Source organism: Cupriavidus sp. WKF15 (assembly GCF_029278605.1).
GTDB lineage: Bacteria > Pseudomonadota > Gammaproteobacteria > Burkholderiales > Burkholderiaceae > Cupriavidus.
Genome location: NZ_CP119573.1, coordinates 1,047,524 through 1,069,173, shown reverse-complemented (window position 1 = coordinate 1,069,173; position 21,650 = coordinate 1,047,524). Strand labels below are relative to the sequence as shown.

General features: G+C 61.3%; 27 protein-coding genes. 6 read left to right on the top strand and 21 right to left on the bottom strand.

Annotation, left to right across the window (positions count from 1 at the left end):
• Window positions 1-45 precede the first annotated feature (45 nt).
• The 7 genes from CupriaWKF_RS22245 to CupriaWKF_RS22215 all read right to left on the bottom strand — a co-directional run bounded on the left by CupriaWKF_RS22245 (window position 46) and on the right by CupriaWKF_RS22215 (window position 5,234).
• Complete coding sequence (locus tag CupriaWKF_RS22245) at window positions 46-777, bottom strand: amino acid ABC transporter ATP-binding protein (protein WP_276102911.1); 732 nt, start codon at window positions 775-777, stop codon at window positions 46-48.
• The gene (locus CupriaWKF_RS22240; RefSeq protein WP_276102910.1) at window positions 758-1,414 is read right to left on the bottom strand and encodes an amino acid ABC transporter permease; all 657 of its coding nucleotides are present in this window, start codon (window positions 1,412-1,414) and stop codon (window positions 758-760) included. The genes CupriaWKF_RS22245 and CupriaWKF_RS22240 overlap by 20 nt, the downstream gene beginning before the upstream one ends.
• Window positions 1,411-2,079 carry an amino acid ABC transporter permease gene (locus CupriaWKF_RS22235; RefSeq protein WP_276102909.1) on the bottom strand — a complete coding sequence of 223 codons (669 nt, stop codon included), beginning with the start codon at window positions 2,077-2,079 and terminating at the stop codon, window positions 1,411-1,413. The genes CupriaWKF_RS22240 and CupriaWKF_RS22235 overlap by 4 nt, the downstream gene beginning before the upstream one ends.
• 22 nt (window positions 2,080-2,101) lie before the next feature.
• Window positions 2,102-2,863 carry a transporter substrate-binding domain-containing protein gene (locus tag CupriaWKF_RS22230; RefSeq protein ID WP_276103162.1) on the bottom strand — a complete coding sequence of 254 codons (762 nt, stop codon included), beginning with the start codon at window positions 2,861-2,863 and terminating at the stop codon, window positions 2,102-2,104.
• 56 nt (window positions 2,864-2,919) lie between these two features.
• A complete protein-coding gene (locus CupriaWKF_RS22225) occupies window positions 2,920-3,684 on the bottom strand; it encodes a GntR family transcriptional regulator (protein WP_276102908.1) in 765 nt (254 codons plus the stop codon).
• A gap of 239 nt (window positions 3,685-3,923) precedes the next feature.
• The gene (locus CupriaWKF_RS22220) at window positions 3,924-4,058 is read right to left on the bottom strand and encodes a hypothetical protein (protein ID WP_276102907.1); all 135 of its coding nucleotides are present in this window, start codon (window positions 4,056-4,058) and stop codon (window positions 3,924-3,926) included.
• A gap of 45 nt (window positions 4,059-4,103) precedes the next feature.
• Window positions 4,104-5,234 carry a helix-turn-helix domain-containing protein gene (locus CupriaWKF_RS22215; RefSeq protein WP_346348625.1) on the bottom strand — a complete coding sequence of 377 codons (1,131 nt, stop codon included), beginning with the start codon at window positions 5,232-5,234 and terminating at the stop codon, window positions 4,104-4,106.
• On the opposite strand from CupriaWKF_RS22215, the gene CupriaWKF_RS22210 reads away from it, so the two are divergent.
• The 3 genes from CupriaWKF_RS22210 to CupriaWKF_RS22200 all read left to right on the top strand — a co-directional run bounded on the left by CupriaWKF_RS22210 (window position 5,228) and on the right by CupriaWKF_RS22200 (window position 7,318).
• Window positions 5,228-5,764 carry a Tautomerase enzyme gene (locus tag CupriaWKF_RS22210; protein ID WP_276102906.1) on the top strand — a complete coding sequence of 179 codons (537 nt, stop codon included), beginning with the start codon at window positions 5,228-5,230 and terminating at the stop codon, window positions 5,762-5,764. The genes CupriaWKF_RS22215 and CupriaWKF_RS22210 overlap by 7 nt on opposite strands.
• Window positions 5,765-5,827: 63 nt before the next feature.
• A complete protein-coding gene (locus CupriaWKF_RS22205) occupies window positions 5,828-6,241 on the top strand; it encodes a VOC family protein (protein WP_276102905.1) in 414 nt (137 codons plus the stop codon).
• Window positions 6,242-6,259: 18 nt separating this feature from the next.
• Entirely contained in the window at window positions 6,260-7,318 is a 1,059-nt protein-coding gene (locus tag CupriaWKF_RS22200; protein WP_276102904.1) for a nitronate monooxygenase, read from the top strand.
• Window positions 7,319-7,496: 178 nt separating this feature from the next.
• Here CupriaWKF_RS22200 and CupriaWKF_RS22195 read toward each other — a convergent pair whose 3' ends face one another.
• The 12 genes from CupriaWKF_RS22195 to CupriaWKF_RS22140 all read right to left on the bottom strand — a co-directional run bounded on the left by CupriaWKF_RS22195 (window position 7,497) and on the right by CupriaWKF_RS22140 (window position 18,738).
• Window positions 7,497-8,657 (bottom strand): hypothetical protein, encoded by a 1,161-nt coding sequence (locus CupriaWKF_RS22195; protein WP_276102903.1) that lies wholly within the window; start codon window positions 8,655-8,657, stop codon window positions 7,497-7,499.
• Window positions 8,658-9,119: 462 nt separating this feature from the next.
• Window positions 9,120-9,287, bottom strand: coding sequence for a hypothetical protein (locus CupriaWKF_RS22190; protein WP_276102902.1), 168 nt, complete (start codon window positions 9,285-9,287; stop codon window positions 9,120-9,122).
• 197 nt (window positions 9,288-9,484) lie between these two features.
• Window positions 9,485-9,868 carry a hypothetical protein gene (locus tag CupriaWKF_RS22185; RefSeq protein WP_276102901.1) on the bottom strand — a complete coding sequence of 128 codons (384 nt, stop codon included), beginning with the start codon at window positions 9,866-9,868 and terminating at the stop codon, window positions 9,485-9,487.
• 34 nt (window positions 9,869-9,902) lie between these two features.
• A complete protein-coding gene (locus CupriaWKF_RS22180) occupies window positions 9,903-10,469 on the bottom strand; it encodes an Hsp20/alpha crystallin family protein (protein ID WP_276102900.1) in 567 nt (188 codons plus the stop codon).
• Between the two features lie 84 nt (window positions 10,470-10,553).
• The gene (locus CupriaWKF_RS22175) at window positions 10,554-10,970 is read right to left on the bottom strand and encodes an Hsp20/alpha crystallin family protein (protein WP_276102899.1); all 417 of its coding nucleotides are present in this window, start codon (window positions 10,968-10,970) and stop codon (window positions 10,554-10,556) included.
• A gap of 16 nt (window positions 10,971-10,986) precedes the next feature.
• Window positions 10,987-11,427, bottom strand: a complete 441-nt coding sequence (locus CupriaWKF_RS22170; protein ID WP_276102898.1) for an Hsp20/alpha crystallin family protein — start codon at window positions 11,425-11,427, stop codon at window positions 10,987-10,989.
• 367 nt (window positions 11,428-11,794) lie between these two features.
• The gene (locus tag CupriaWKF_RS22165; RefSeq protein ID WP_276102897.1) at window positions 11,795-12,802 is read right to left on the bottom strand and encodes a transketolase family protein; all 1,008 of its coding nucleotides are present in this window, start codon (window positions 12,800-12,802) and stop codon (window positions 11,795-11,797) included.
• The gene (locus CupriaWKF_RS22160; protein WP_276102896.1) at window positions 12,799-13,644 is read right to left on the bottom strand and encodes a transketolase; all 846 of its coding nucleotides are present in this window, start codon (window positions 13,642-13,644) and stop codon (window positions 12,799-12,801) included. The genes CupriaWKF_RS22165 and CupriaWKF_RS22160 overlap by 4 nt, the downstream gene beginning before the upstream one ends.
• 40 nt (window positions 13,645-13,684) lie before the next feature.
• Window positions 13,685-15,013 carry an MFS transporter gene (locus CupriaWKF_RS22155; RefSeq protein WP_276102895.1) on the bottom strand — a complete coding sequence of 443 codons (1,329 nt, stop codon included), beginning with the start codon at window positions 15,011-15,013 and terminating at the stop codon, window positions 13,685-13,687.
• 83 nt (window positions 15,014-15,096) lie between these two features.
• The gene (locus CupriaWKF_RS22150; RefSeq protein WP_276103160.1) at window positions 15,097-15,846 is read right to left on the bottom strand and encodes an SDR family NAD(P)-dependent oxidoreductase; all 750 of its coding nucleotides are present in this window, start codon (window positions 15,844-15,846) and stop codon (window positions 15,097-15,099) included.
• 162 nt (window positions 15,847-16,008) lie between these two features.
• The gene (locus CupriaWKF_RS22145; protein WP_276102894.1) at window positions 16,009-16,896 is read right to left on the bottom strand and encodes a LysR substrate-binding domain-containing protein; all 888 of its coding nucleotides are present in this window, start codon (window positions 16,894-16,896) and stop codon (window positions 16,009-16,011) included.
• 324 nt (window positions 16,897-17,220) lie between these two features.
• The gene (locus CupriaWKF_RS22140; RefSeq protein ID WP_276102893.1) at window positions 17,221-18,738 is read right to left on the bottom strand and encodes a PLP-dependent aminotransferase family protein; all 1,518 of its coding nucleotides are present in this window, start codon (window positions 18,736-18,738) and stop codon (window positions 17,221-17,223) included.
• A gap of 192 nt (window positions 18,739-18,930) precedes the next feature.
• Here CupriaWKF_RS22140 and CupriaWKF_RS22135 point away from each other — a divergent pair, with 192 nt between their 5' ends.
• From CupriaWKF_RS22135 to CupriaWKF_RS22125, 3 genes are all read left to right on the top strand, one after another.
• Window positions 18,931-19,683 carry an SDR family oxidoreductase gene (locus CupriaWKF_RS22135; RefSeq protein WP_276102892.1) on the top strand — a complete coding sequence of 251 codons (753 nt, stop codon included), beginning with the start codon at window positions 18,931-18,933 and terminating at the stop codon, window positions 19,681-19,683.
• Window positions 19,684-19,687: 4 nt separating this feature from the next.
• Window positions 19,688-20,092, top strand: a complete 405-nt coding sequence (locus CupriaWKF_RS22130; protein ID WP_276102891.1) for a cupin domain-containing protein — start codon at window positions 19,688-19,690, stop codon at window positions 20,090-20,092.
• Between the two features lie 206 nt (window positions 20,093-20,298).
• Window positions 20,299-20,847 (top strand): hypothetical protein, encoded by a 549-nt coding sequence (locus CupriaWKF_RS22125; RefSeq protein WP_276102890.1) that lies wholly within the window; start codon window positions 20,299-20,301, stop codon window positions 20,845-20,847.
• A 254-nt stretch (window positions 20,848-21,101) separates the two neighbouring features.
• On the opposite strand, the gene CupriaWKF_RS22120 is transcribed toward CupriaWKF_RS22125, so the two are convergent.
• Complete coding sequence (locus CupriaWKF_RS22120) at window positions 21,102-21,341, bottom strand: DUF2789 domain-containing protein (RefSeq protein WP_276102889.1); 240 nt, start codon at window positions 21,339-21,341, stop codon at window positions 21,102-21,104.
• A gap of 40 nt (window positions 21,342-21,381) precedes the next feature.
• A complete protein-coding gene (locus tag CupriaWKF_RS22115) occupies window positions 21,382-21,579 on the bottom strand; it encodes a hypothetical protein (RefSeq protein ID WP_276102888.1) in 198 nt (65 codons plus the stop codon).
• Between the last annotated feature and the right edge of the window lie 71 nt (window positions 21,580-21,650).

Below are 21,650 nucleotides of genomic sequence, written 5' to 3'. Positions count from 1 at the left end.
ATCAGCGCGAGATGAAGCCCTCGGCGCGGGCTGTTGCGTAGCCTGTCAGGCCTCGACCATCCCAAGGAACTGTTGCAGTTCGGGCGTCTGTGGCTGGCTGAACACTTCATCGGGCGCGCCGATCTCGTGGACCTTGCCCTGATGCATGAATACCACTCGATCGCACACCTCGCGCGCGAAGCGCATCTCATGCGTCACCATCAGCAACGTCATACCTTCGGCGGCCAGTCCCCGCACCACCTGCAGTACCTCGTTGACGAGTTCCGGGTCCAGCGCCGACGTAATCTCGTCGCATAGCAGCGCGATCGGCTGCATGGCTAGCGCGCGGGCGATGGCGACACGTTGCTGCTGTCCGCCAGACAGTTGGTCCGGATACGCATCGAACTTCGCGGAAAGCCCGACCCGTGCCAGGTTCAGCTCGGCCAGCTCACGGGCCTGGACCTCCGGCACGCCCTTGACGATCATCGGCGACAGCATCACGTTGCGGCCGGCGCTCAGGTGCGGAAACAGATTGAACTGCTGGAAAATCATACCCACCTTCAACCGCAGTGCACGCAATTGCAGCTCGCTGTCAGCCAGGTGGGCGCCCGCCACCGTGATGGCACCTGAATCAATGCTCTCCAGCCCGTTGATACAACGCAGCAGCGTGCTCTTTCCCGAGCCACTCTTGCCGATGATGGCGATGACCTCGCCTGGCTCAACGGAAAGCGATACGCCCTTCAGGACCTCGTTACTGCCAAACGACTTGCGAACCTGATCAATGGTGATGAGCGGCATGGAATTTCCTCTCCAGCATCTTGCTGTATTGCGAAAGCGGCCAGCACAGCGCGAAGTACATCAGTGCCACGGCGGCATATACGGTAAAGGGTTGGAATGTGGCATTTACAATCATCGTGCCCGCCTTGGACAGCTCGGTGAAGCCGATGATCGACGCCAACGCCGTGCCCTTGATGACCTGGACGCCAAAGCCAACGGTCGGTGCCACGGCAATCCGCAGGGCCTGCGGCAGGATCACGTGACGCATCTGCTGTACGTAGTTCATGGCCAGGCTGCCTGAGGCTTCCCACTGGCCGCGCGGTATGGCTTCCACGCAGCCGCGCCAGATTTCGGCAAGGAAGGCCGACGTCCACAGCGTCAACGCCACCCCGGCGGCCAGCCACGCCGGCACCTCGATGCCGAACAGCGCAAGTCCGAAGAAGGCGAGAAACAGCTGCATCAGCAGCGGCGTGCCCTGGAAAAGCTCGATATAGGCCTGCGTCAGACGCCGTGCCATCGGGCGCTTGCCGGTACGCATCAACAGCACGAGCAGGCCAACGATGCCACCGCCCACAAACGCGACCAATGACAGCAGCACCGTCCAGCGCGCCGCCAGCAGCAGGTTGCGGACGATATCCCACAACGAAAACTCGATCATCCCGCGCTCCTCGCAAAAAGCTGGCGGCCAATGCCGCGGAGTAGCTGACGCAGCAAGATGGCGAGCAGCAGATAGATCGCGGTGCTGACCAGATACACCTCGAAAGCGCGGAAGTTGCGTCCCTGGATGAAATTGGCCGCATAGGTCAGGTCTTGCGCCGCGATCTGCGAACAGACCGCGGACCCCAGCATCACGATGACAATCTGGCTCGACAGCGCCGGCCAGATCTTCTGCAATGCGGGGCGCAGCACCACATGCCGGAACACCTGGAACGGTGACATGGCCAGGCTGGCGCCGGCTTCGAACTGCCCGCGCGGCGTAGCCACCAGGCCGGCGCGCACGATCTCCGTACCGTAGGCGCCCAGGTTGATAACCATCGCCAGCGATGCCGCCACCATTTCAGGCAGGTGCACGCCCAGGCTGGGCAGACCAAAGAAGATGAAGAACAGCTGGATCAGGAACGGCGTATTCCGGATCAGCTCCACATAGGTGCTGACCATCGCGCGCAGCCAGGCGGGGCCCTGGGTCTTGGCCCAGGCACCAGCCACCGCAACGGCCACGCCAAGCACGCCGCCCGTCAGCGTGAGCTGCGCCGTGACCGCAATGCCTTTCAGCAACACGTCGGTGTAATCCAGCACCGACACGAATTCGAACGAGTAAGCCATGCTTGCTTCCGGACGGTACGCGTCAGAGCTGCGCCGGTAGCGGACGCAGCAGCCACTTGATCGACAGCGTGTTCAGGGAGCCATCCTTCTTGGCTTCGGCCAGGATGGCATTGACCTTGTCCTGCAGCGCCTTTTCGCCCTTGTTCATGCCGATGAAGCACGGTGAATTCTTGATCAGGAACTTGGTCTCGGGCGCCTTGGGCGGATGCTTGGCGATCAGCGCCGAGGCCACCACGTTGCCGGTAGCAATCAGTTGCACCTGCCCCGACAGGAAGGCCGAGATCGTGGCGTTGTTGTCTTCATAGCGCTTGATGTTCGCGCTGGCCGGCGCGATCTTGCTCAGTTCCAGGTCTTCCACGGCACCGCGCGTGACGCCAACGGTCTTGCCCGCCAGATCGGCCGCGCTTTTTACGGCAAGATCCGCCGGCCCGAACACGCCGTTGAAGAACGGCGCATAGGCCTCAGAGAAATCGACCACCTTCTCGCGCTCGGGATTCTTTCCCATGCTCGAAATCACCAGGTCTACCTTGCGCGTCTGCAGATACGGCACACGGTTGGTGCTGGTCACCGGCACCAGCTGCAGCTTTACACCCATCTTCTTTGCCACCAGCGCGGCCACGTCGATATCGAGACCCTGCGGAGCCATATCGGCCCCCACCGAGCCGAACGGCGGGAAATCCTGCGGCACGGCCACGCGCAGTACGCCGGCCTTGGTGATGTCGGCGAGCGTATCGGCCTGCGCCGGTAGCACAGCCGCACAAAAACCGGCCAGCAGTGCACACATCAGGCCGCGACGGGACAACTTGGATTGGGACAGGGCATGGAACATCGCGTGTTTCCTCAGGTTCGGGATGGGAATGGGTGATCCGCGGAAACTTCCGCGGCGGGTGATGCGGAATGCGGAACGCGTGCCGAATCGACGGGTGCCAGCGCGCGGCGCAGGTGTGCGAGCGGATCGGCAGGGCCAACGGCATCGAGACTCGTATGCACCTCGCCAAGGTGTTCGGCCATCAGCCGCGCGGCCAGCGCGCCATCGCCTTGCGCAAGCGCATTGACGATGTCTTCGTGCTGGCCGCATGAGCGGCCGGCATCGGCGGCGGACTGGTTGCGACTGGCCACCAGCGTCGTACGCGCGGTCAGGTCACGCAGCGTATCCACCAGCAGGCCATACCCCAATGATGCGCACAGGCAAACGTGAAAATCGCCCAGCAGGAAGCTGCGCATGCTGGCGTCGTCGCCATGGAGCGCGGCCTTTTCGCGCGCGATATGAACCTTGAGCGAATGAATAGCCTGCGCACTCGCCGGCCGATCCGGGCTGACTTCGCGCAGCAACCCGGTTTCGATAATGCGGCGGGCGTCGAACGCCGAGCGGATGTCGTCAGTGCCGGGTTCCACCAGGAACCAGCCGCGTCGCGCGCTGACGGTTACCATGCCGCGCGCCGCCAGCCGCGACAATGCTTCACGCACCAGCGTCCGGCTCACGCCAAACAACGTGGCAAGTTCCTGCTCGCCAAGGCGGGAGCCGGGGAGCAGCTTCTGGCCAAGCATTGCCTCCGTGATGCGATTGGCAATGTCAGCAGGGGAGTTTTCAGTCGTAGCGTTCACGGCAACCACATGAGCAAGTGGTATGCCATGCTTGTATGCAAGATTTGTAACCAAAGAGGGGCGCGAACATCACCCTGAATTGCCTGGCGGCCCGCAAAGCGGGCATCGTGCGCCGCGATGGTGCGCGGTGCGATGGAGTGCAGATGGTCCAAACGGTTCCCTATGAACAACTGTGCTGGACGTCACAATCGTGGAAACCGCTTACAGATCAATTAGTTATCTCAAACCGTCGTTGACGCTCACAGCAGCTTCCGTGGTCCGGTCACGGCAATGGCGGCAATCTTGTGTGCCTTGATGTAATAGCGCCAGAGCGAACCACCAGATCGGCACCGCCGCCAGCCGGAAATGGCACAACCACGGTGATCGACTTTCATGGCCAGGTTTCCGCATACTCCGGGCTTCGAACCGGAATGCGACCTTCAGCTACATGCGTGGACCGGACTGGAGGTACGCGCAAACCGGAGTTGATATTCCCGGGGCGAGAGTCCGGTTTTACGCTTGAACAGTTGTCGAAAGGTACTCACGTCGCCGTACCCAACGCGCTGGCTAACCAGGTCAACACCAATTGGTCGTGACTCAAGCAATGCCTTTGCGACTTCGATGCGGAGATTCTGTAGATATGCCAACGGCGACACCCCTACGGCCTGCTTGAATCTCCGGCTCAGTGTTCGTTCGCTGACTGCGAGATATGCGGCCAGTTCGCTTAGCAGAAGCCCGTCTTCGAGCGTCGCCTCCATATGCTCCTGTGCGCGCGCAACGAGCGAGTCTGCGTGCCCATGTTCGCCGATGAGCTTCGCATATGAAGCCTGGGCGGTCCTGTTCGTATCGATCAATAGCGTCTTTGCAGTCATCGCGGCGAGTTTCTCGCCAGCAAATATTTCGACCAGCCGCACCGCTAGATTGAGATACGACGTCACGGCTCCACTCGAGATAATCCTGTCCTGCATGGTCAGAACTTCCTGAACCCGAAGTCTTACGCGCGGATAACGCCGTGCGAAGTCAGCGGACTTCTCCCAGTGTGTTGTTGCAACGCGGCCGTCGAGCAACCCGGCTTCAGCAAGCAGATAGTTACCAGTGCAATACGCGGCGACCACCGCACCGGCCTTGTGCTGGCTACGTATGGCAGATCGCAGAGTGTTCAACAGATCCTCGCGAGCAAGGAAAGCGTCCATGTCGGGGACAAATGGAGCGGTTAGCAAAATTGCTTCTGCGCGCTTGCGCCCATCGATCTTGCCATCCACCGGAATGATCTGCCCCGAAGCGGCCTTGACCGGTTGGCCGTCAATTGACTCGACTCGCCAACTGAATTTTGGGGAACGACCGCCCTCCCGTGTGGACCTGTGACCGCTCAAATGATTGACGGCATTGAAAACGTCAATGGGCCCAGCGACACCAGAGGCCAGAATTCCGTCATAGACCCAGATCCGGATAGTTGTCACCGCGTGTCCGATATGCCATAAAGAATGGCAATTCTGCCACTCCCGTTGTGCCCGGTAAACCCTGAAGATCGCGTCATCAACACAACTGATTAGAGAGAAATACGATGCCAATGATCGACGTGCTGATCCCTGCAGATGCCCTGACCCCGCACGCGGAGGCCCGCCTATTCAAGGAACTGTCGAACATCCTGATCGAAGCGGAAGGCTACGATCGTGACAACCGGATTGCGCAGAGCGTCACCGTGCTCAATCTTCATCGGCCTGAGGCCGTGTACGTTGGTGGAGAGCTATCGAAGTTGCCGCGTTACCGGATCATTCCTACCGTGCCTGAGGGGCAATACACCGACGAGTCGCGCAAGAAACTCGTTAGGGCAATCACAGAGGCCGTGGCTCGTGCTGAAAATGGCGCGTTCGAGGACGTTGCAATGCGCGTCTGGGTTTTCCCTACGGAGATTCCGGAGGGCCAATGGGGCAGTCGCGGGGGCATTCGGACGGTAGCCGACATTCATGCAATGCTCGTCGATGACCCTGAGCAACGGAGCGTCGGATCCGAGCGCCTCGCAGGCAAGCGGCGCGACGACGCGCGGAGGATGCTGGAAGCCGCTCTGGATGCAGCATGTTTTGGAGCAGCCAAGGAATAGCAACTCCACGGTGAACAAGCAGCGATCCATGCCTTTGGCGCGAGTTCAATGAGAGTACATACGATGCAATTACTTGATCATGTGTCCATCGGTGTTCCGAATATTCAGGAAGCGCGGCGCTTCTACGATGCCATCATGACAGCATTGGGTGCATGCAAGGTCTATGACCGACCCGCTGCACTCGGTTACGGCGAGCGTTGCTCTGCGCAAGATACGGCATCGACCTTCTTAGCAGTCTATCTTGACCCCACAGAAATAGGGTCGAACAAACGACACTGGTGTTTCAAGGCCCCGTCTCGTGAGCATGTGGATGCTTTTTTCTATGCAGGACTCGCGGCGGGCGGGAACTCAGACGGGAATCCCGGCTTAAGGCTTCATTACCACCCTCACTACTATGCAGCGTTCCTGGTTGACCCAGCCGGCAACCGCGTTGAGACAGTATGTCACGCTGCAGCAGCAGAAAACAGACTCCCGTGATCGCGCACGCTAACAACAATGAAGCTCTCTTCCCGCATTCCTCTTATTCAAGCTCCGATGGTCGGTTCTCTGAGCCCTCTCACTATTGCCGTCAGCGAGGCGGGTGGCTTGGGTTCCCTTGCTTGTGCAGCGCTCACTCCGGCGCAACTACGCGAACAGATCGCTTTAATTCGCGCGGAAACGTCGGCGCCGTTCAATGTCAATTTCTTCTGCCACGTCTCGCCGAGCCAGGATGAGGAGAGTGACGCGAAATGGCTCGAATTGCTCGCGCCCTATTACAGGGAAGTCGGTCTCGGTCTGTCGGCTGCCCAAAGAGGACCTGGCAGAGCGCCTTTCGACGAGTCGATGTGCGAAGTCATCGAAGAATGCCGTCCACCTGTGATCAGCTTCCATTTCGGGCTCCCCGACGAGCGCTTGCTTGCGCGGGCAAGGGATACCGGTGCAATGATTCTGTCTTCTGCGACGACGGTCGAAGAGGCGCGCTGGCTTGAGAGTCGCGGTGTCGACGCCATCATCGCGCAGGGCGCAGAGGCCGGCGGCCATCGAGGCATGTTCCTCACCACCGACATCAACGCGCAGCCCGGGTTATTTGCGCTGCTACCGCAGGTTGTGGACGCAGTGGGTGTCCCTGTTATCGCAGCCGGCGCGATTGCGGACGGCAGGGGGATTGCGGCAGCCTTTGCTCTTGGTGCGAGTGCAGTGCAGTTAGGAACGGCCTACTTGATGACGCCTCAGGCTGGCAGGTCCGGCATTCACCGCGCAGCCTTGCGCTCTGCGCGTGACGACATGACGCGGCTGACCAATCTTTACACGGGTCGCCCGGCACGTGGATTGTTGACGCGCTTCATGCGCGAGCAAGGGCCGATGAGCGCAGCAGCACCAACGTTTCCACTGGCAACCGGTGCAGTCGATCCGCTTCGCTTCGCGTACGAAAAAGGCGGATACAGTGATTTTTCGATCCTCTGGGCGGGCGAAGCGGCGGCAATGGCGCGTGAGGAAGATGCGGGGCTTCTAACGCAGCGCCTCTGGGAGGAAGCGCAAAAATGCGCGTCCGGCCTACGTTTATACGGCAGGTGACGCCAGCGGCAGAGAAGGGTTGTTCCGAGCCATTTGGTTCCGCACAAGCCCTCATATTGCCCGCCGCATCGCCGCAGTAGCTGCGACATGCCTATGCGCGCACGCGGGTGGTCGGTCAACTCCAGGGCCATGTCGACCCGCCGCAAGGGTGATAGGACCCTCTGGAAGCGCGATCGGTTCATTGGATAATCGGGTTGGCATTGACATAGCACGCCGAATTATTGACCCCCAAGGCGCGCTGGATCAGGTATTGACCGCTGTAGTTGCCAGGGACGACGGGAGTGGTCGGCACCGGCAAAGTCACGTTGTAGTAGGAGCCGTTGGACAGCAGAGCCTGACTGGATCCAAAGGTCCAAGCGCACATGTCACCGTTCTCGCTGCCCAGGGCGTTGTACCAAGCGTTGAGCTCCGGGTCGGTGACGGTTTCGTCCAGCTCATGGGCGATCACAGACACCATAGCATCCACGCCGGGGTTGTTATTGGGCGAACTGGTGGTCTGGTAAGTACAGGAGCCGATCGACTTCGAGGGATTGCCGATGAAGCCATACTTGATTGCCGCGTTCCCGGAAGGGGTCGACATTGTCGTGTAGGTGTGCCAGCCGCAGTATTTGGTCAGGAATCCGGAGGATTCCCGGATATCAGACGAGGACAACACTAGATAGACTGCATTCGCATCGGGCGTACCTCCAGAACATGAGGACTTCGCGGCAGCCTTCACCAGCGACTGGACGGCGGAATCCGATAAAGTCCTCCCGCCGTAGGTCAAAGAGGTCGGCTGCGTGCACTCGAGGATCGTCGTAGACGCCACGCGCGTCACCCCCCCTGCCACCGACTGCGTGTACTGCCCGAATCCGCCGATACCATTGGCGCCAGTGGTGACGCCAGAGTAATCGGCATACGAGCCATAGCTATTCTGCATACCTGCGTCGTAGCCTAAGCCGTAGATCGCGTTCCGAATGATCTGCTGTCCTGTCGGAGTATCGGTCCTGTTGCTCTGATTCCAGTTGCCATACCAGATTAGAACCACCTTACTGATGGAAGCCATGACCGGACCGCCGTAGTACTGGATCGGATAGGCGTTGGAGCTCGTACCACCGGCAGGCGGCTGGTAGCCCATGGACGCCGACGGAGGCGTCTTACCAAACGGATTAATGGTCACCCCTATCGGGGGAGCCGTCCGGTGCACGATCTTTTGTGGAATCACGCCGTCTGCATCTGGCGCTGGCTCTTTGCCATCGCGGACGTTCTCGGTAGGCGTGGCGGCGGTCGCGACGACCGACAACACACTGGATAACAGCCCCAGCAGGGCTCTGCGCACGAAACGTGAATTGGAAACCATGTCCCCCTCCCGATTTATAATTTCAATCTGGACAATTTCACTGCATATTGCGCCCGTTCCGTACGGAACATCTAAAGGTAGTTCTGCCCAGTCGGCACGCATGCTGAGCCCATGAGTGCACAGCATGGCGCTAACTGGATTGCACAAACCGATCCCTTCACGAGGCGTTGTTGTCCTGACAATAGCTTAGGCGATTCGACTCCACGGGGGGCTCACCGCGTAAGCGCACGCGAGCTCGCAGTGTGCGGCGTCGAACGTTCGGAACAACCAGGCGCCGGCTGGCCAATAGGAGCGGGGGATCCCGCGACGCACTGACTGCCCCGATGCGACGACAGTACAAGGGCATCCGAGCCTGACGACCGAGTTTGCCTATCTCGCCTTGGACTCGAGACGGATCACGAGCTGGCTAGCAAGGGCTCTTTCCGTAAAAAAAGGCCGGCTCGCGCCGGCCGTTTGATACGCCTAAGTGCTTCGCTCTTGCGCGTCGAGGAATGGCCGCGCATCTCTTAAGATCTCTTCGGCGAAGCCTCTGGTCTCATCGGTGAGGCCTGACGCCAAAACCGTGCTCAATGCCGCATAGAGCGCGTGGATCTGATCGATTGCTTGATCAAGCTGCGATCTTTCGAGCATTTTTCTTCCTCCTCGAAAAATTGCCTCGGACGCCTTAAATCAGAAAGTTTTAGTAAATCGGTTCCCAACGTCGATTCACTCGGTTTCGGCCCGTGAGATGGACCATGACGACGCACCACTTTCCCGGGCCGAAGAACTCTGCTTGGCCGCCGTCAACCATTGCACCCGATCACAGCAGCACATGGCAATTCGATAAGTCAATGTATCGGCGCGACGATGCCGACCTTTTCCGCCAACATCCGCTCGTAGACGCCGAAATGCAAGTCCACCTCGGCCTGATTGACCACCGTGATTTCCATGCTGATCCGATCGGGCTTCAGGCCGAACACTGTGGCCAATGCAACCTCAAGAGGCAGGGCGGCGTCTTTATCCTTGGGGAAGGTCGTGCCAATACTAATCGTGTAGGCACTTTCCCCGACCGCCGTTACCTCGAGCAGGCGTGCCGCCGCGCTCAGGTTGTGCTCAATTGCAAGCCGTGCGACCTCCGCCACGCAGCGCGTCTTTTCGGTCGGAAAACCACGCACGCATAAAAGCCGCACGCGATGCTTGCCCAGTGTCATCCAGTCAGTATCGAATTCCATGAGAGGCCTCTGCTATGTAATAGGTCTCAGCGGTTCATTGGATGTTGATCTTGCGCACGGAGGACGATGACGTGTCGCTCTTAGGCAAGCGCAGCGTCAGAACGCCTTGGTCAAATCGGGCTTCGACGTTGTCCAGGTCAAGCCCGTCCGGCAAGGGAATGCTACGCATGAAGGCGCCGTACGCGCGCTCAAGGCGATAGCATCCGCTTTCCTCCGTCTGAACATCCTGCTTCTTCTCGCCCCTCAGCACTAGCGCGCCATCCTCGATGCTGATCTGCACCTCCTCGCGTTCGATGCCGGGCAATTCGGCAGTGATCCGAAGTGCCGCGCCGTCGTCGACGACGTCGATCCGAGGCTGGAAGCGCGACGAGCTGAAGTCGCCAAACCAGCGGTCCAGGCCGCTGAAGTTGGCGAGAGGTTCATGCAGGAATTCGCTCATGGCACGCCAAGGATCGCCGGAGAAGAAACGCGAGACGTCCGGCCATTCCGGCACCCGGTGCCGTGGTGGGACGGTGCCGGACGCCTCTTCACTGGCGGCCGGTTTGTCGGCAGTTGTCTTCCGCAGGAATTTGAAGGGGTTCCACTTGAGTTCCGTTTTCATGTCGCGGCTCCGATTGAGGATCATCGAGTGTCGAAGGCGTCATGCGCTGCGGCAGCAATGGCGCATGACGCGTCATGAAAGTCCCTACGCTACGTTGACGGTTATGCGTCGCGGACGCGCTTCCTCGCGGCGGGGAATGGTCAGCTTCAGCACGCCATCCTGCAACTGAGCGCCGATTTGCGTTGAATCCAGGTCCGGACTCAGCGCGAAGGCCCGGGCAAAGTGTGGCTGACGGATTTCCGCATGCTGCACACGTAACCCGGTCGGCGTCGGCACGACGGCTTCCGCCTCGATGTGGAGGCTGCCGTCGTGGACGCTGACTTGCAGCTTGTCGCGGGTCACGCCCGGCAGGTCGGCCCAAAGCGTAACGCCGCTGCTGTCCTCGACGATGTCCACCGCCGGCAGTAGCGTGACGGGCCGCGTGCCCTGTGCGGCCTTGTCGTCCCTGGGTTGCGCCACGGCGCCCGGATCGCGTTCGACGACTTGCGAAGAATCGTTCATGGCAGTCTCCTTCCGGTTATTGGACGGTGATCGCTCGCGGCTTCGATGCCTCGCGTTTGCCCACGGTGACCGACAGGCAGCCGTTGGCGTAGCGCGCTTGCACCTTGTCGGGATCTACGTCGGTAGGAAGCTCGATCACCCGGCGGAAGGTGCCGACAAAGCGCTCCTGTGCGTAGCGTCGGGCCTCCGACGTGTCGTCCGGACAGACGGATTGGCGTTCGCCGCTGATTGTCAGCAAGCCCCTGTCGATCGAGACTTCGAGATTTTCCTGCTTCACTCCGGGCGCAAAAGCAACGATCTCGATGGAGTCGTCCGTCGCGCCGATGTTGATTGCAGGAAATGCGCCGAAGCGTCCAGCGCGGATGCTGGAAGGAAAGCCGCCGAACAGCGACGTCATTTGCCTTTGCAGGCGATCGAGTTCACTGAACAAGTCGGTTCCGAAGAATGCTTCACTCATGGTCGTAACCTCCTTCAATGCAGCAAGGAGGGATGGGCATCACGCGCTCCCATTCACCTGCCTGGCTGCCGGCAAACAAACAGAAACACGCAGCGCGACGTCGCGACTGCCTGAGCAAAAATAAAATAGTAACGAGCGAGCGGAATTTCAAGCGTCACAAGAGGCACCTGGCTGATCCAGAATGAGACCATTTTGGAGCGTGACGGATATGCCAGGCGGGCGATCCGCCCAGATTTCCGTCTCAATCTAGCGGCGAGGGCCGATCTATCCGAAAGGCTGAAGTCTGCTCTACTTCAGCCCTTCCCTCTTGATGTGCTTGCGAAGCCGCCGTACTAGTGAAGCTGCGCAAGGCGCCCGCACCCGATCCCTACTTGATCCACTGCCGAATCGATTCAGCCATCACGTTCGTCGATATGCCATAGCGATCGTGCAGCGTTGGGAGCGCCCCTGCGTCCAGAAACTCATCCGGCAGACCAACCTGCCGGAACGGCACTACAGCACCCGCTTGCATCAGCGTGGTGGCCACAGCCTCGCCGAGGCCGCCGATCACGGTGTGGTTCTCGGCCACCACCACGAGACGGCCTTGACGTTTGCCCTCGTGCAGAATCGTCTCGGTATCCAGTGGTTTGATGGTTGGCACGTGCAGCACGGCCACGCCGATGCGGTCAGCCTCCAGTGCCTTGGCCACCTCGAGCGCACGCATTGTCATGATGCCAGACGAAATCACCAGCACCTCGGCCCCATCGCGCAGCAGCTTAGCCTTGCCCAGTTCGAACTTATAGTCGTACTCATGCAGAACCGTCGGAACGTTGCCGCGCAGCAGGCGCGCGTACACTGGTCCCCGGTGCGCGGCGATGGCAGGCACCATCTGTTCGATGTCGATGGCATCGCACGGGTCGATCACGGTCATGTTGGGCATGGCACGCATCAGCGCCAGGTCTTCGGCGGCCTGGTGGCTGGGGCCATAGCCGGTGGTCAGACCGGGCAGCGCGCAGACGATCTTCACATCGAGATTGTCCTCGGCGATGGTCTGGTGCATGAAGTCATAGGCGCGGCGCGTGGCGAACACCGCATAGGTGGTGACGAATGGCTGTGCCCCTTCATGCGCAAAGCCGGCGGCAGCACCCATCAGCAACTGCTCGGCCATGCCCATCTGGTAATAGCGCTCAGGGAACGCCTGCGCAAAGATATGCAGATCCGTGTATTTACCGAGATCGGCGGTCATGCCAATCACGTTCTGCTTCTGGCGGCCCAGCCCGACCAGCGCGTGGCCGAAAGGGGCGGATTTGGTGGCCTGCCCTTCGCCGGCGATGGACGCGATCATTGCCGAGGTCTTCAGCTTCGGCTTGGCGTTGGTGGCGGTGGTATTGCTCATGCTTGTCTCCCGGCTTCCAGGGCCTGCAGTGCGAGTTGCCATTCGTGGGCATCCACGCGGATAAAGTGGTTCTTCTCGCGCTGTTCGAGGAATGGCACACCGCACCCCATGCGCGTATCGCAGACGATCATGCGCGGCTGCGCGCCTCGATGCTCGCGCGCCGCGCGGAAGGCGGCGGCCACGGCGTCGATGTCGTTGCCGTCCACGCGCTGCGTGAACCAGCCGAAGGCTTCCAGCTTGGGCACCAGTGGCTCGAACGCCATGATCTGCGTGGAGGGTCCGTCGGCCTGCTGGTTGTTGACGTCGACAATCGCGATCAGGTTGTCGAGCTTCCAGTGCGCGGCGGAGAGGATGCCCTCCCAGATCGCACCCTCGTCCAGCTCGCCGTCGGAGAACAGCGTGTAGACGAAATTTTCCGATCCCTTGCGCTTGAGGCCCAGGCAGCGGCCCACCGCGATGGTCAGGCCTTGCCCCAGTGATCCGCCGGACATTTCCATGCCGGGGGTGTAGCTGGCCATGCCCGACATCGGCAGGCGGCTGTCATCGCTGCCATAGGTCTCCAGCTCTTCCGCAGGCAGGATGCCAGCTTCCAGCAGCGCCGCATACAGCGCGATCGCGTAGTGGCCGTTTGACAGCAGGAAGCGGTCGCGCCCTTCCCATTCGGGGTCATCCGGGCGATAGCGCATGGCGTCGAAGTAGGCCACGGCAAGCACATCGGCGATATCGAGCGCCTGGCCGATATAGCCCTGGCCCTGGACTTCGCCCATCAGCAAGGCGTTGCGGCGGATGCGGTAGGCGCGTTCCCGCAAGGACACGGCCTTGTCGGTGATTGGTTGTTGCATGGTGTCTCCTGCAATCGATTGGTGTTTCAAGAAAGGGGCATCAGCGATTCACGGACCTGGCCGGGACCAGGAACACCAGCATGGCGCCGAAGACCACGGTGGCCGAGATAAACACCAGCCCGGCGGTGGACTTGCCGGTCAGGTCGTTGAGCCAGCCGACGATGGCGGGCGAGAAGAAGCCGGCGAGGTTGGCGACGCAGTTGACCGCGGCGATTCCGGCTGCGGCCGACATGCCGCCCAGCAGCGCAGTGGGCAGAGCCCAGAACTGCGACGATGAGGCCAGGATGCCGGCTGCGGCGATGCACAGGCACACAAGCGATGCGCTCACGCTGCCCAGCAGCGGCAAGGTGGCGAACCCGGCAGCGGAAATCACCATTGGGACGATCAGGTGGAAGCGGCGTTCGCGGCGGCGGTCTGCGCTCATGCCGACCAGGGGTAGCGCCACGATGGCGCACAGGTACGGCAGCGCGGTGTAGATGCCTACCCACAGCGGATCGGCAACGCCGGCCTTGCGGATGATGGTGGGCAGCCAGAAAGTCAGCCCGTACTGGCCCAGCACCACGCAGAAGTAGATCGCTGCCATCAGCCACAGGCGGCGGTCGCCCATGAACGACCGGATCGACATGTGCTCGATCTTCTGCGCATTGTCGCCTTCGATATTGCGCTTGAGCAGCGCCTTCTCGGCGTCGTTCAGCCAGTGCGCCTGTTCGATGCCGTTGTCCAGGTAGAACAGGATGGCCACGCCCAGGCACAGCGAGGGCAGCGCCTCGAGCAGGAACAGCCATTTCCAGCCAGCCAGGTCGCCCATGCCGTGGAAGGCATGCAGGATCCAGCCCGACAGCGGCCCGCCCACAATGCCGGCCAGCGGAATCGCCATGAAGAACATCGACAAAGCCTTGGCGCGGCGCTCCGACGGGAACCAGTAGGTCATGTACAGGATCACGCCCGGCGCAAAGCCGGCCTCGGCGACGCCAAGCAGGAAGCGCAGCACATAGAACTGGGTCGGCGTAGTGACAAAGGCAAAGCAGGCCGAGATCACCGCCCAGGTCAGCATGATGCGCGCCAGCCAGCGCTTGGCGCCGACCTTGTGCAGGATTACGTTGCTCGGCACTTCAAACAGGAAGTAGCCAAGGAAGAAAATGCCGGCGCCCAGGCCGTAGATGGTTTCGCTGAACTGCAGGTCGCTCAGCATCTGCAGCTTGGCAAAGCCGACATTGACCCGGTCCAGATAGGCACCCAGGTAGCACAGCATCAGGAACGGGATCAGCCGCTTCACCACCTTGGCGTAAGTGCGGGTCTCAAAGGTGGCGGAATCGGCGTGCAGCGTCGCTTCGCCGCCAAGGGGCGAAGCCGCGTATTTGGTCTTCATCGGTTGTCTCCTGCCTGTTGGCGCCGCGCTGCGGTGCCCCGGCTATTGAAGGTTCCGCCTCTGTCGGGCGGCTTCTTTTGAATTTAGTGGATCAGCATGCCGCCGTTGACGTCGAGCGTGATGCCGGTCAGGTAGGCGGACATGTCGCTCGCCAGGAACACGCAGGCGTTGGCCACGTCGGCGGCGTTGCCCAGGCGGCCCAGCGGGATGCCCTTGATGATGTCGGCGCGCATCTCGGGCGTGAGCTTGTCGCCGGTGATGTCGGTCTGGATCAAGCCTGGGGTGATCGAATTGACGCGAATGCCGTCCGGCCCGAACTCGCGTGCCATGGCCCGCGCCAGCCCCAGCACGCCGGCCTTGGCGGCGCTGTAGTGCGGGCCCCCGAAGATGCCGCCGCCGCGCTGCGCCGAGACCGACGACATGCACACGATGCTGCCGCGCTGCTGCGCGCGCATCTGCGGCAGCACCGCTTGCGACATGTACAGGGTGCCGCGCAGGTTCACGTCGAGCACGGCGTCGTAATTGGCGGCCTGGATATCCAGCGTGCGCACCGGCTGGGTAATGCCGGCGTTATTGACGAGGGCGTCGATGCGCCCGTACCGCTGCAGCACTGCCTGCACCGCACGCTCGCAAGCGGCCTTGTCCGTCACATCGCAGGCCAGGCCCAGGTGCTGGTCGCCCAACTCGCCGGCGGCGGCCTGGGCGTCTTCCAGGCGCAGGTCCAGGATGACCACGGTGGCGCCCTGCGCGGCGAAGGCCTTGGCGGTGGCCTTGCCGATGCCGCGCGGCGAGGCCGCGCCAGTGATGATGACTACATTGTTCTCGACCAGCATCTTTGTCTCCTTCGACATTGAATTTTGTTAGGTCGAGTTTTGTCGCTGGCGGCCTGCCGATCAACGCAGTCTGATTCAGCAATTGCTGAGAAATTTTCAGCTAAAGGAACGACGCACACTCCGCTGAGTTGCGCATAAGGCATTTAATCACGCCAATTCTGCTCAGCGAGGGTTCGGCAACTGGCGATCCATCCAGGCTAGGAAGCGCGCCACGCGCGGCAGGTCAGCGTTCTGCCGGGGATAGACGAGGTGGTGACTGCCAACTTCGATGGCAAGGTCGTCGTCGAACACTGGCACGAGTTCACCCTTGCGAATCATGACCGATGCCAGCAGCGTGCTTTCCAGCGCCACGCCCAGTCCCAGCGCCGCGGTTTCAAGGGACATGTAGGAGCGATCGAAAGTGAAATCGAAGGTCTTGCGGCCCGCCGCGACGCCGAATCTGGCAAGCCATTGCTGCCATTGAACAAGCGGGGTTTCCGAATAGATGAGCCGCTGCGCGAGCAGGTCGGACGGCGAGGCAATGGGATGTTTGTCGAGGTACGCCGGGGACGCGAGCGGGGCAATGGTCTCGCGGCGCAGGGTCTTGATCTCGACATCGCGCCAATGCGCATAACCGTGGCGGATATCCACGTCGTAGTACCCGCCGGTGAAGGAAACGTCTTCATAGGAACAGGACAAGTTCAACTGGATATCACCGTTGTCGGCCTGGAATGACTCCAGCCGCGGCAACAGCCACATCAGTCCGAAGCTGGGACTGGAATGGACCCGCAGGATCTCGATGTTGGCCGGGCTGGAGGCACGCTCCGTCGCGCGATTCAGGTCAGCGAGTACTCCGGTAACGTCACGGAGATACTGCTCGCCCACCGGCGTCAGGACGAGTCCACGTCCCTGACGGAAGAAGAGCGCCTGGCCTAGCGACTCCTCGAGGTTGCTGATCTGATGGCTGACGGCGGACGCCGTCAGGCCCAGTTCCTCCGATGCACGGCTGACGCTCTTGGTCCTGGCAACGCTTTCGAAGGCGATGATGGCCTTCACTGGAGGAATCCGCATGGTGTGTTATCTCGGCGTGCAATCGCGCCACGGATTTGCACAAGGGCGATCACGGTCATGAACGTAGCAAGATACTACGCGAACCCCATAGGCCGTCGTTCGGGGTCTGTTGTTACCACGGTCCCGACAGGCCGAAATTATCCGGCGCCAATAACGCCAAGGAACTGAGTCGATTGGCCGCGATGACCGCATTGCACAGTACCTCAGTCGTTCGTACTCCGGTCGAGAACGACCGGAAGGGGTCGGTAGCCGCCCGTTGCCACCCGCACACTCATGGGCGGCAGTCGCCCTGGACCCAGAGCAGGCATGTACGTGCCCCACACGTCAGCCATCAAGACATGCGCGCAACGTACGCGCGAGACGGTGCGCTTCGCCCGCATCGGGGATGTTCGCGAAGCCCATCACGAGGCCGCGCGGTGTTCCCCGCAGACGGCCGTTCGCATACCAGATCGAAAGTGGCAGCACCGCAAGCCCAGCCTGCCGAGCACGCCAGGCAACGTCAACATCATCGACGGGGCCATGGACGCCATCGGCGAATTGCACCGCGAACTGGATTCCGCCCGGTGGCAATTCAACATTCATCCGCTCGCCGAATGCATCCTTTAGCGCGTGCGAGATCAGCATGCGCCGCTGTGCATACAAAGCCCGCATCCGCTTCACATGCCGCGCGAAATGCCCTTGTTCAATGAAATCCGCCAGGGTTGCCTGCAGTAGCGTCGGCGAGCCGGCATTCATGCTGCACGCTACCCGCGTAACGCGCTCGACCGCGCGCTCCGGCACCACCGCATATGCGAGCCGCAAACCGGGGAACATCACCTTGCTGAACGTGCCGCAATAGAGCACGCGATCATGCCGGTCAAGGCTTTTCAGGGCCGGCAATGGCCGGCCCAGATAGCGGAACTCGCTGTCATAGTCATCTTCGATGATCCAGCGAGACGCCTTTTCCGCCCAGCTTAGCAACGTCATACGCCTGGCGAGCGACAGCGTATGCCCGAGCGGGCTCTGATGCGATGGCGTGACCAGTGCGAAGCGCGCCTCGGGATCCAGTTCCATGCCGCGTTCGACATTGATCCCTTCGTCATCGACGGGAACCGGGACGAGTTGCACACCGGTCTCGGCCAGAAAGTTGCGCGCGAGCAGATAGCCGGGATCCTCGAACCATATGCGATCGCTCGGGCTCGCAAGACTGCGCAAGACGAGTTCGAGCGTCGCGCGGTAGCCAGTGGTAACGAACACCTGCTCGGGCAGGCATGTTATGCCTCGCGACAGACCCAGATGGGTGGCAATGTGTTCGCGCAGTGGCCGATAGCCCGCCGGATCCGGGTAGGCGAGCATCGTGCGTTCGCCACTGCGCGCACGGTGTGAAACCAGCCGGCTCCATATCTTGCGCGGAAACGCGTCGAGCGCTGGCAGGCCCGGCTGCAACGGCCGCGGCTCGCCGCTCATGGCGACGCTGATCGGCAACTGGCGCGGCATGGGCTGATCAGACGCTTCCGGCGCCTTCGCCGCGTCCGCCCCTTCAGCGAGTCGCGCGCCGGGCGCGTTCTGGCGGTCCTGTCTACGTGTCGAACGGACCACTGACGCCGGTAGCGAAGGCGATATGTACGTGCCCGCCGCACCACGCATCTGCAGATAGCCCTCGTCGACAAGTATCGTATAGGCCAGTTCGACCGTGCCTCGCGCCGTATTCAGTTGCGTGGCGAGGCCGCGCAGCGCGGGCACGCGATCGCCGGGGCGCAGATGCCCTGCCGCGATCGCCGTCCTGAAACGCTCGCAAATCTGCAGATAGATCGGCAAGGACCTCCGGCGATCGATTTCGATGGCCAATGCGGGTGCGGTCATGGCAGGCTTGCCGGCAAGGAAGCACAGCAATAACTTGGACTAGTCATATCGTTAGTTCTTGGCCCTATTGTATAGGGCATGATAGTTCCACAATGACTTCAGGCAAGGCAACGGTGACTGGCACTTTTCACGCGATGCCGCCGCACCAAGCGCTCCGCGCGTTTCATCTACTCTCAGCTGGAGAAAACTGCCATGAAGATCGTCGTAATCGGTGGTTCGGGCCTGATCGGCTCACGTCTTGTCACCCTGCTCAGGGAGGCAGGCCATCAGGCGATCGCCGCATCCCCGCGCACCGGCGTCAACTCGGTGACGGGAGAAGGCCTGAGCAACGCTCTCATCGACGCGGACGTCGTGGTGGACGTGACGAACGCGCCATCATGGGAGCCACAGGCGGTACTGGACTTCTTCCGTACGTCGGCGCGCAATCTCGGCAAAGCAGAAGTGGCCGCGGGCGTGCGCCATCACGTCGCGCTGTCGATCGTCGGCACCGACCGCATGCCGGAGAATGCGTATTTCACCGCCAAAGTCGCGCAGGAAGAGGCGATAGAAGCGGCCGGCGTGCCATACACGATCGTGCGCGCCACGCAGTTCATGGAATTCATTGGCGGCATCGCGGATTTCAGCACGGAGAGCGGCACCGTGCGCGTCGGCGACGGGCTGTTCCAGCCGATCGCCGCGGACGACATCGCGGCCATCCTCTCGCAGGTCGCGCTCGCGGCGCCACTGAACGGCACCATTGACATCGCCGGCCCGGATCGTGCGCCCTTTGCGGAGATCATCGCGCGTTACCTGAAATCGGTAGGCGACACTCGCCCGGTCGTGACGGATCGCGATGCGCGGTACTACGGCGGCCACGTCGACGAACTGTCGCTCGTGCCGCTCGGCGACGCGCGGATCGGCCGCATCGGTCTCGATCAGTGGCTGGCGCAGGCTCGAGGGGAGTAACGCCATGAAAGCGATCGGGTTGTTGGCGGCAACCCTGATGTTGCCCTGCCTCACAGCCATGCAACCGGCCATGGCCGCACCGCAAGCCCATGTCACGCCGCTGCGCTCGGAACCGTTGCCCGAGTATCCGGGCAAGGAAGTCGAGATGATCGTCGTGGAATATCCGCCTGGCTCGGTCGATCCTGTACATCGCCATGACGCACATGCCTTCGTCTATGTGCTCGAGGGAAGCATTGTCATGGGCCTCAAGGGTGGAAAGGAGGTGACCCTCAAGCCCGGGGACACATTCCACGAAGGCCCGGACGATATCCATACTGTCGGGCGCAACGCCAGTTCCACACGGCCAGCCAAGTTCGTCGTGCTCCTGCTCAAGAACAAGGGCGCGCCAGTCCTGACTCCGGTGAAGTAGCCAACTCGTTCACGCAGGCACCGCCGGTGCCGGTGCGGGGCGCCCGCTCCGGGGCTGGGAAGCTCCGGCTGGCGCCCTCTCCTCGCGTGACCGGAACCGGCCATGAACGGCCCGTCGACACGGACGCCTAGATCGCTGACAATCGACGTGTGGATGGCAAACAATTTTCTTCGTGGATTGAATTGCAGACGAGCGGAAAAATATAAATGCCTCTGATCGACGTTTTTCTGCCTCATTATGATTTCCGCGAGCGACACACTGCCCTCGTAAACGCCCCGGCGAACGTTATTCTGGATTGCGTTACTCGCCAACGTGCGCAACACGATCCTCTTGTACGACTAGCCATCGGCCTGCGTGAATTGCCCTCACGACTTATGAACCGGTCGAGCAGCCCCCCGCTTGATCTCGACGATTTCACCTTTCTTGGTCGCGAGGGAGACTCCGGACTAGCGTTCGGGCTGACCGGAGCGTTCTGGCGGGCAGATTACGGTTTGCTAGATATTGGGTCCGCCGAAGCCTTCAAGACGACCGTCAGACAGGACGTCTGCCAGCTCGTCATGAGCTTCAACGTAGATGCCGATACGTCAGGCGCATCCTTGCTGAGCACGGAGACCCGGGTGTTTTGTCCAACTGCGGCAGTTCGTCGCCGATTTGCTCCCTACTGGTACATCATCCGTCCCGTCAGCGGGTTAATCCGACGGCGTATGCTTGCCAGGGTCCGGCGACAGGCCGAAAGTCTAGCCAAGGAACGTTAAGAGCTGTCTGCGGAACTGCGGGAAAGGCCGAGCGGGGCATCTAGAACGAATGGCTGCTATCCAGAAAACCCGAATGTCCTTATGGGTCGGCTACAGCCCGTCGCCGCAGGATTTCTTCGACCCTTGGGAAAACTGACTCCTGCCGGCCATGAAGAGCCGCTTGGTCGCTGCGTTCGCCGTCGTTCGGATGTCCGTTGTACCACCGCGGATTTTTTCCGATTACGCTTGCGCCACGCGTTTGAGATGCCGAAAGATCAGGCGGTACTACGCAGCGCAAGATTCAGTTGGTCAATGACGGGTACCCAGTCAGCGTCATCCATGAATTCGTCTCGCAGCAATGCTGCCTGAGATGGTGTCCAGAATGACGCCTCGCACAACTCGACGCCGCGCGGTAAAGGTGAGTGTGCGGCAATAAACTCGCCGATGGCGGCTTCGTCGGTGGGTAGCCCAAGTTGGGCGAACAGATCGACGAAGGTCGGATACTGCTTGGTCATGATTGATTTCTCTTTTGAACGCGCACCGCGACGTTGATCGTCATGTCTGGGGCAGCAACACCAGGCCCGCCGTCGGCGAGCGCTTGTTGAACGCGCTGCGTGCGACCAGGGCGCAAACCGCCAGCGTTCCAGCCAGTACCCCGAGGGACGACGAGGTGTGCCCGTGAGCTGAAAATCCCGTCGCGAAGGCGACCGCGGCCATTTCCAGCTTACGACCGAATTTGTGATTGCGTGCCATAGCGGTTGCCACCCTTCGCCTGCGCTTATTCAGGGTGGCCCGGTTCTCAATGCCGCGCCACCGACCGTGGA

What these genes read in the sequence shown, in the direction of transcription:
- CupriaWKF_RS22245 (WP_276102911.1), bottom strand. Translation starts at nt 777, where the DNA reads ATGCCGCTCATCACCATTGATCAGGTTCGCAAGTCGTTTGGCAGTAAC.
- CupriaWKF_RS22240 (WP_276102910.1), bottom strand. Translation starts at nt 1,414, where the DNA reads ATGATCGAGTTTTCGTTGTGGGATATCGTCCGCAACCTGCTGCTGGCG.
- CupriaWKF_RS22235 (WP_276102909.1), bottom strand. Translation starts at nt 2,079, where the DNA reads ATGGCTTACTCGTTCGAATTCGTGTCGGTGCTGGATTACACCGACGTG.
- CupriaWKF_RS22230 (WP_276103162.1), bottom strand. Translation starts at nt 2,863, where the DNA reads ATGTGTGCACTGCTGGCCGGTTTTTGTGCGGCTGTGCTACCGGCGCAG.
- CupriaWKF_RS22220 (WP_276102907.1), bottom strand. Translation starts at nt 4,058, where the DNA reads ATGAAAGTCGATCACCGTGGTTGTGCCATTTCCGGCTGGCGGCGGTGC.
- CupriaWKF_RS22210 (WP_276102906.1), top strand. Translation starts at nt 5,228, where the DNA reads ATGCCAATGATCGACGTGCTGATCCCTGCAGATGCCCTGACCCCGCAC.
- CupriaWKF_RS22205 (WP_276102905.1), top strand. Translation starts at nt 5,828, where the DNA reads ATGCAATTACTTGATCATGTGTCCATCGGTGTTCCGAATATTCAGGAA.
- CupriaWKF_RS22200 (WP_276102904.1), top strand. Translation starts at nt 6,260, where the DNA reads ATGAAGCTCTCTTCCCGCATTCCTCTTATTCAAGCTCCGATGGTCGGT.
- CupriaWKF_RS22195 (WP_276102903.1), bottom strand. Translation starts at nt 8,657, where the DNA reads ATGGTTTCCAATTCACGTTTCGTGCGCAGAGCCCTGCTGGGGCTGTTA.
- CupriaWKF_RS22190 (WP_276102902.1), bottom strand. Translation starts at nt 9,287, where the DNA reads ATGCTCGAAAGATCGCAGCTTGATCAAGCAATCGATCAGATCCACGCG.
- CupriaWKF_RS22185 (WP_276102901.1), bottom strand. Translation starts at nt 9,868, where the DNA reads ATGGAATTCGATACTGACTGGATGACACTGGGCAAGCATCGCGTGCGG.
- CupriaWKF_RS22180 (WP_276102900.1), bottom strand. Translation starts at nt 10,469, where the DNA reads ATGAAAACGGAACTCAAGTGGAACCCCTTCAAATTCCTGCGGAAGACA.
- CupriaWKF_RS22175 (WP_276102899.1), bottom strand. Translation starts at nt 10,970, where the DNA reads ATGAACGATTCTTCGCAAGTCGTCGAACGCGATCCGGGCGCCGTGGCG.
- CupriaWKF_RS22170 (WP_276102898.1), bottom strand. Translation starts at nt 11,427, where the DNA reads ATGAGTGAAGCATTCTTCGGAACCGACTTGTTCAGTGAACTCGATCGC.
- CupriaWKF_RS22165 (WP_276102897.1), bottom strand. Translation starts at nt 12,802, where the DNA reads ATGAGCAATACCACCGCCACCAACGCCAAGCCGAAGCTGAAGACCTCG.
- CupriaWKF_RS22160 (WP_276102896.1), bottom strand. Translation starts at nt 13,644, where the DNA reads ATGCAACAACCAATCACCGACAAGGCCGTGTCCTTGCGGGAACGCGCC.
- CupriaWKF_RS22155 (WP_276102895.1), bottom strand. Translation starts at nt 15,013, where the DNA reads ATGAAGACCAAATACGCGGCTTCGCCCCTTGGCGGCGAAGCGACGCTG.
- CupriaWKF_RS22150 (WP_276103160.1), bottom strand. Translation starts at nt 15,846, where the DNA reads ATGCTGGTCGAGAACAATGTAGTCATCATCACTGGCGCGGCCTCGCCG.
- CupriaWKF_RS22145 (WP_276102894.1), bottom strand. Translation starts at nt 16,896, where the DNA reads ATGCGGATTCCTCCAGTGAAGGCCATCATCGCCTTCGAAAGCGTTGCC.
- CupriaWKF_RS22140 (WP_276102893.1), bottom strand. Translation starts at nt 18,738, where the DNA reads ATGACCGCACCCGCATTGGCCATCGAAATCGATCGCCGGAGGTCCTTG.
- CupriaWKF_RS22135 (WP_276102892.1), top strand. Translation starts at nt 18,931, where the DNA reads ATGAAGATCGTCGTAATCGGTGGTTCGGGCCTGATCGGCTCACGTCTT.
- CupriaWKF_RS22130 (WP_276102891.1), top strand. Translation starts at nt 19,688, where the DNA reads ATGAAAGCGATCGGGTTGTTGGCGGCAACCCTGATGTTGCCCTGCCTC.
- CupriaWKF_RS22125 (WP_276102890.1), top strand. Translation starts at nt 20,299, where the DNA reads ATGCCTCTGATCGACGTTTTTCTGCCTCATTATGATTTCCGCGAGCGA.
- CupriaWKF_RS22120 (WP_276102889.1), bottom strand. Translation starts at nt 21,341, where the DNA reads ATGACCAAGCAGTATCCGACCTTCGTCGATCTGTTCGCCCAACTTGGG.
- CupriaWKF_RS22115 (WP_276102888.1), bottom strand. Translation starts at nt 21,579, where the DNA reads ATGGCACGCAATCACAAATTCGGTCGTAAGCTGGAAATGGCCGCGGTC.